Raw genomic sequence first — 6,092 nt, 5'->3', positions numbered from 1 at the left:
TACATTCACTTAGTGCATGATTGTATATTCGCCATGGTTATGGTTATATTGTTTTCGACATTTAAACGTATGAATCATCGTGCAGTGACCTCTGCCACACTGCGCTCGTATTGGTTTTTGTTCATTCAGGTCAGGGCCTTTATGTTTTCCTAATTTTAATGCTTTCCCTTTTTCTTATTTTATATGCATGGTAAATCATATTAGCGGAGGTTATTTCTGAGCTCCGTCTGGGAAAAGGGAGTTTAGAGTGACAGTGGAGTTAAATATGCCAGAAGTAAAAATAATAGATAAACCTAATCTTTTAGAGATGGGGAAGCCGCAGCTGCGCATGGTTGACCTTAATTTATTAACCGTTTTTGACGCGGTGATGCAAGAACAGAATATTACTCGCGCAGCGCATTCTCTGGGCATGTCGCAGCCTGCAGTCAGCAACGCAGTCGCACGTCTGAAGGTTATGTTTAATGATGAGCTCTTTGTGCGCTATGGCCGAGGCATCCAGCCAACAGCACGGGCTTTTCAGCTATTTGGCTCTGTTCGTCAGGCACTGCAATTGGTGCAGAATGAACTGCCAGGGTCCGGTTTTGAACCTGCCAGCAGCTCACGAGTATTTAATCTCTGCGTCTGTAGCCCATTGGATAATATCCTCACGTCCTTGATTTACAATCGCGTTGAGCAAGTTGCACCTAATATTCATGTCGTATTTAAATCATCGCTCAACCAAAATACAGAACATCAATTGCGATATCAGGAAACAGAATTCGTTATTAGTTATGAAGAATTCCGCCGTCCTGAATTCACCAGTATTCCGTTATTCAATGATGAGATGGTGTTAGTCGCAAGTAAAAAACACCCGCGCATTAGCGGTCCATTGCTGGAAAGTGATGTCTATAATGAACAGCATGCCGTAGTTTCTCTCGATCGCTTTGCGTCATTCAGTCAGCCCTGGTATGACACTCAGGATAAACAAACCTGCGTTGCTTATCAGGGAATGGCATTAATCAGTGTGCTGAATATTGTATCTCAAACTCATTTGGTTTCTATTGCGCCACGCTGGTTAGCTGAAGAGTTCTCCGAGTCTTTAGAACTGCAAATATTACCGCTACCGTTAAAACTGAATAGTCGGACTTGTTATCTTTCCTGGCATGAAGCCGCTGGTCGGGATAAAGGGCATCAATGGATGGAAGAGCTGTTAGTCTCCATTTGTAAGCAGTGACCTATGGCAGAGTAAACCCGATGAAACATCTGGTTTATTCTGCTTTTTTATTTTTATTTAAAATTTTATGCTGAAATCTGCTTTTGATTTTTTCCTGTGAGGGTGAAAAATTAGAGTAATCGCTGTAAGTGCCCATTTTTAAGCGATTATTTGTCATTTCATTTGCTTATACTGGTTTAATTCTCCGTTTATTCGATTCTTTCCTCCGTTTTATTCTTATCCGCGGTTACACCACCACTTCGGTGTCAATTGCCATGCCTTATCGTCAGCGGTTAATGTGTTGTTAAACCGTTATTCATTATAAGAGTGGAGGCAAGCCATGGAGATGTTGTCTGGAGCCGAGATGGTCGTCCGATCGCTCATCGATCAGGGTGTGAAGCAGGTATTCGGGTATCCCGGGGGCGCAGTCCTCGATATTTATGATGCTTTGCATACGGTCGGTGGTATTGATCATGTGCTGGTCCGCCATGAGCAAGCCGCGGTCCATATGGCCGATGGTCTGGCACGTGCCACGGGGGAAGTGGGCGTTGTGTTGGTCACCTCAGGGCCGGGTGCAACCAATGCGATCACGGGGATCGCAACGGCGTACATGGACTCCATCCCGCTGGTGATCCTCTCCGGGCAGGTGGCTACCTCTCTGATTGGCTACGATGCCTTTCAGGAGTGCGATATGGTGGGGATATCCCGTCCGGTGGTGAAGCACAGCTTTCTGGTCAAGCAAACGGAAGATATACCTCAGGTGCTGAAGAAAGCCTTTTGGCTGGCTGCAAGCGGTCGCCCCGGTCCTGTAGTTGTGGATTTGCCGAAAGATATCCTGAATCCTGCGAAGAAATTGCCTTATAGCTGGCCTGAATCAGTAAGTATGCGCTCGTATAATCCGACGACGACAGGGCACAAGGGACAGATCAAACGGGCGCTGCAAACGCTGGTGGCGGCTAAAAAACCGGTGGTTTATGTTGGTGGTGGTGCAGTGAATGCGGCCTGCCACGAGCAACTGGGCCAGATTGCACAAGCCCTGAACCTGCCTGTCGTTTCCTCGTTGATGGGGTTAGGCGCATTTCCGGCAACGCATCGTCAGGCGCTGGGCATGTTGGGCATGCACGGTACTTACGAAGCGAATATGACTATGCATCATTCGGATGTGATATTTGCGGTCGGCGTTCGCTTTGACGATCGTACGACCAATAATCTGGCAAAGTATTGCCCGAATGCGACCGTGTTACATATCGATATCGACCCCACCTCTATTTCAAAAACCGTCACTGCGGATATTCCAATCGTTGGCGATGCTCGCCTGGTGCTTGAGCAGATGTTAGAGCTGCTGGAGCAGGAGAAATCACAGCAACCGCTGGATGAGAACCGTGACTGGTGGCAACAGATTGAGCACTGGCGTGCCCGCCAGTGCCTGAAATATGACACCCAAAGTGAGAGCATTAAACCGCAGGCTGTCATTGAAACCATCTGGCGTCTGACGAAAGGTGATGCGTATGTCACTTCGGATGTGGGCCAGCACCAGATGTTTGCTGCACTTTACTATCCGTTTGATAAACCTCGTCGTTGGATAAACTCAGGCGGCCTTGGCACCATGGGATTCGGTTTACCTGCCGCGTTAGGGGTGAAGATGGCACTGCCGAATGAAACGGTAGTCTGCGTTACCGGTGATGGCAGTATTCAGATGAATATCCAGGAGCTGTCGACGGCGCTGCAATATGAGCTGCCGGTGCTGGTACTCAACCTTAACAACCGCTATCTCGGTATGGTGAAACAGTGGCAGGACATGATCTATTCCGGGCGTCATTCGCAGTCTTATATGCAGTCGCTACCCGATTTTGTCCGTCTTGCTGAAGCCTATGGGCATATTGGTATCCAGATAAATCATCCGGATGAGCTGGAAAGCAAACTGGGTGAAGCACTGGAACATGTGCGCAACCACCGGCTGGTGTTTGTTGATGTCACCGTCGATGGCAGTGAGCATGTCTACCCGATGCAAATTCGGGGTGGTGGTATGGATGAGATGTGGTTAAGCAAAACGGAGAGGACCTGACTATGCGCCGGATATTATCAGTATTACTGGAAAATGAGTCTGGGGCATTATCGCGCGTGATAGGCCTCTTTGCCCAGCGCGGTTACAACATTGAAAGCCTGACCGTCGCGCCGACTGACGATCCGACCTTATCGCGGATGACGATTCAGACCGTGGGCGATGAGAAGGTCCTTGAGCAAATTGAAAAGCAACTGCACAAGCTGGTGGATGTCCTGCGGGTGAGTGAGTTAGGGCAGGGTGCTCACGTTGAACGAGAAATCATGCTGGTGAAGATTCAGGCCAGTGGTTATGGCCGGGAAGAGGTGAAACGCAACACGGAAATTTTCCGTGGACAGATTATCGATGTCACGCCGTCTATTTACACGGTGCAGTTGGCGGGAACCAGTGACAAACTGGACGCTTTCCTGGCAACACTGCGTGAAGTCGCCAAGATTGTAGAGGTGGCCCGTTCCGGTGTGGTGGGACTCTCCCGAGGTGATAAAATCATGCGTTAATAGTCGACTGTAGGCCTGATAAGCACAGCGCCATCAGGCATCCTCGTGGAGGTCATGCCGGATGGCGGCGTAAACGCCTTATCCGGCCTACAGGTAACGTACCTGTTTTCGCTGATGCTACCTGTTGCGCTTTTTTTTTGCGAAATCAGCAGTAACCAGAGACAAAAGCGGTTGCCGCAGTCATTATTCTGCGCTTAGATGTTAATAAATTTAACCCATGCCATCTTAAAGGTTATGGTTTGTACATTTTACGCAAGGGGCAATTGTGAAACTGGATGAAATCGCTCGGTTGGCCGGCGTTTCGCGAACGACTGCAAGCTACGTTATTAATGGCAAAGCAAAGCAATACCGCGTAAGCGACAAAACGGTCGAAAAAGTCATGGCGGTGGTGCGTGAACATAATTACCACCCCAATGCTGTGGCGGCCGGGCTCCGTGCTGGACGCACACGTTCTATCGGGTTGGTAATCCCGGACCTGGAGAATACGAGTTATACCCGCATTGCAAACTACCTGGAACGTCAGGCGCGTCAGCGTGGGTATCAACTGCTGATTGCCTGCTCTGAAGATCAGCCAGATAACGAAATGCGCTGTATTGAGCATCTTTTACAGCGTCAGGTTGACGCTATTATTGTGTCTACCTCATTACCGCCAGAACATCCGTTCTATCAGCGTTGGGCGAACAGTTCATTCCCGATTGTGGCGCTGGATCGTGCGCTGGATCGTGAACACTTCACCAGTGTTGTCGGTGCAGATCAGGATGATGCCCAAATGCTGGCGGAGGAATTACGTAAATTCCCTGCTGAAACTGTGCTCTACCTGGGGGCGCTCCCTGAATTATCGGTCAGTTTCCTGCGTGAACAGGGTTTCCGTACCGCGTGGAAAGACGATCCGCGTGAAGTGCACTTCCTGTATGCCAATAGCTATGAACGGGAGGCAGCAGCACAGCTGTTTGATAAATGGCTGGAAACGCATCCGATGCCTCAGGCGCTGTTCACCACCTCATTTGCGCTATTGCAAGGGGTGATGGATGTGACTTTGCGTCGTGATGGGCAACTGCCGTCTGATTTAGCCATTGCGACCTTTGGCGATCATGAACTGCTCGACTTCCTGCAATGCCCGGTGTTGGCAGTAGCACAGCGCCACCGTGATGTGGCTGAACGTGTGCTGGAGATCGTCCTTGCAAGCCTTGATGAACCGCGTAAACCAAAACCAGGATTAACGCGCATTCGGCGTAATCTGTATCGCCGCGGCATCCTTAGCCGTACCTAAGTGGCTGCTATTGATGGCATTGGAGAGAATGCTTCGATGCCATCAACTATTTTATTCTCAGAAATAACCGCATTATATTTAAGAATATTCTTTAGAATTATCTGAAATTCATTCTTTAATTATCCTAATTTAAAAATGCAACTATCCTTTTTTGGGTTATTGATACGTAACGACGCGTTACGTTTGTATTATTTTGTTACATGCTTGTGTGGATTTGCCGAATTAACAAACACTTTGCCGCCGAATTGCGGCAATCTCTCGCCTTCCTTGGCCGTACGGGCCGTACAGACCGATGAACTGGTACTGTTATCTCGCCGCATATTGTCCTAAAATGCCGCTCGCGTCGCAAACTGACACTTTATATTTTCCTCGGTTGATATTGAGTTGTTTTAAACAATGATGAGTTGTTGGATTTTTTTCTTACAAATATTCATGACGTTAATTTGCTTCGTTCGCTGTATGAAATTTGCTCAACGCTGATATTAGCCGTAAACATTGGGTTTTTTGCTCCGCTGAGCGCCGTGACTTGCTTGACAAGGTTTTCCTCCGCTCCGTAAACTCCTTTAAGTGGGATTTTGTGGGATAAAGTGGTAATTGGGGGTGAGACTGGCATGTTCCGGGGAGCAACGTTAGTTAATCTCGACAGTAAAGGGCGCTTATCGGTGCCTACCCGTTATCGGGATCAACTGCTTGAGAGCGCTACCGGTCAAATGGTTTGTACCATTGACATCCATCACCCGTGCCTGCTGCTGTACCCCCTGCCTGAATGGGAAGTTATCGAGCAGAAGCTATCTCGCCTGTCGAGCATGAATCCGGCTGAGCGTCGCGTACAACGCTTATTGTTGGGGCATGCCAGCGAATGTCAGATGGATAACGCCGGTCGCTTATTGATTGCGCCCATTCTGCGACAACACGCGGGACTGACAAAAGAAGTGATGCTGGTTGGGCAGTTCAATAAGTTTGAGCTGTGGGATGAAACGACCTGGTATCAACAGGTCAAGGAAGATATCGACGCTGAGCAGTCTGTGACCGGCGCGCTGTCGGAACGATTGCAGGACTTGTCTCTATAAG

Annotated in this window: 5 protein-coding genes; all 5 read left to right on the top strand. The window is 48.7% G+C overall.

Annotated features, from left to right (window positions below; all coding sequences use genetic code 11):
• Positions 1–265 precede the first annotated feature (265 nt).
• Positions 266–1,213 carry a transcriptional regulator LeuO gene (gene leuO / locus NNO03_RS16390; protein ID WP_271450021.1) on the top strand — a complete coding sequence of 316 codons (948 nt, stop codon included), beginning with the start codon at positions 266–268 and terminating at the stop codon, positions 1,211–1,213.
• Positions 1,214–1,532: 319 nt separating this feature from the next.
• A complete protein-coding gene (gene ilvI, locus NNO03_RS16385) occupies positions 1,533–3,257 on the top strand; it encodes an acetolactate synthase 3 large subunit (RefSeq protein WP_271450020.1) in 1,725 nt (574 codons plus the stop codon).
• A gap of 2 nt (positions 3,258–3,259) precedes the next feature.
• Entirely contained in the window at positions 3,260–3,751 is a 492-nt protein-coding gene (ilvN, locus tag NNO03_RS16380) for an acetolactate synthase small subunit (RefSeq protein ID WP_003829566.1), read from the top strand.
• A gap of 265 nt (positions 3,752–4,016) precedes the next feature.
• Entirely contained in the window at positions 4,017–5,021 is a 1,005-nt protein-coding gene (cra, locus tag NNO03_RS16375) for a catabolite repressor/activator (RefSeq protein WP_271450019.1), read from the top strand.
• A gap of 611 nt (positions 5,022–5,632) precedes the next feature.
• Positions 5,633–6,091: a division/cell wall cluster transcriptional repressor MraZ gene (mraZ, locus tag NNO03_RS16370; RefSeq protein WP_271440493.1), complete on the top strand. Its 459-nt coding sequence runs from the start codon at positions 5,633–5,635 to the stop codon at positions 6,089–6,091.
• The last annotated feature ends 1 nt before the right edge of the window (position 6,092 follow it).

Origin of the sequence: Citrobacter sp. Igbk 16 (assembly GCF_028069755.1) — a bacterium.
Lineage (GTDB): Bacteria > Pseudomonadota > Gammaproteobacteria > Enterobacterales > Enterobacteriaceae > Citrobacter.
Note: the sequence above shows the minus strand (reverse complement) of the source record. Positions and strands in the feature narration are given on the sequence as shown.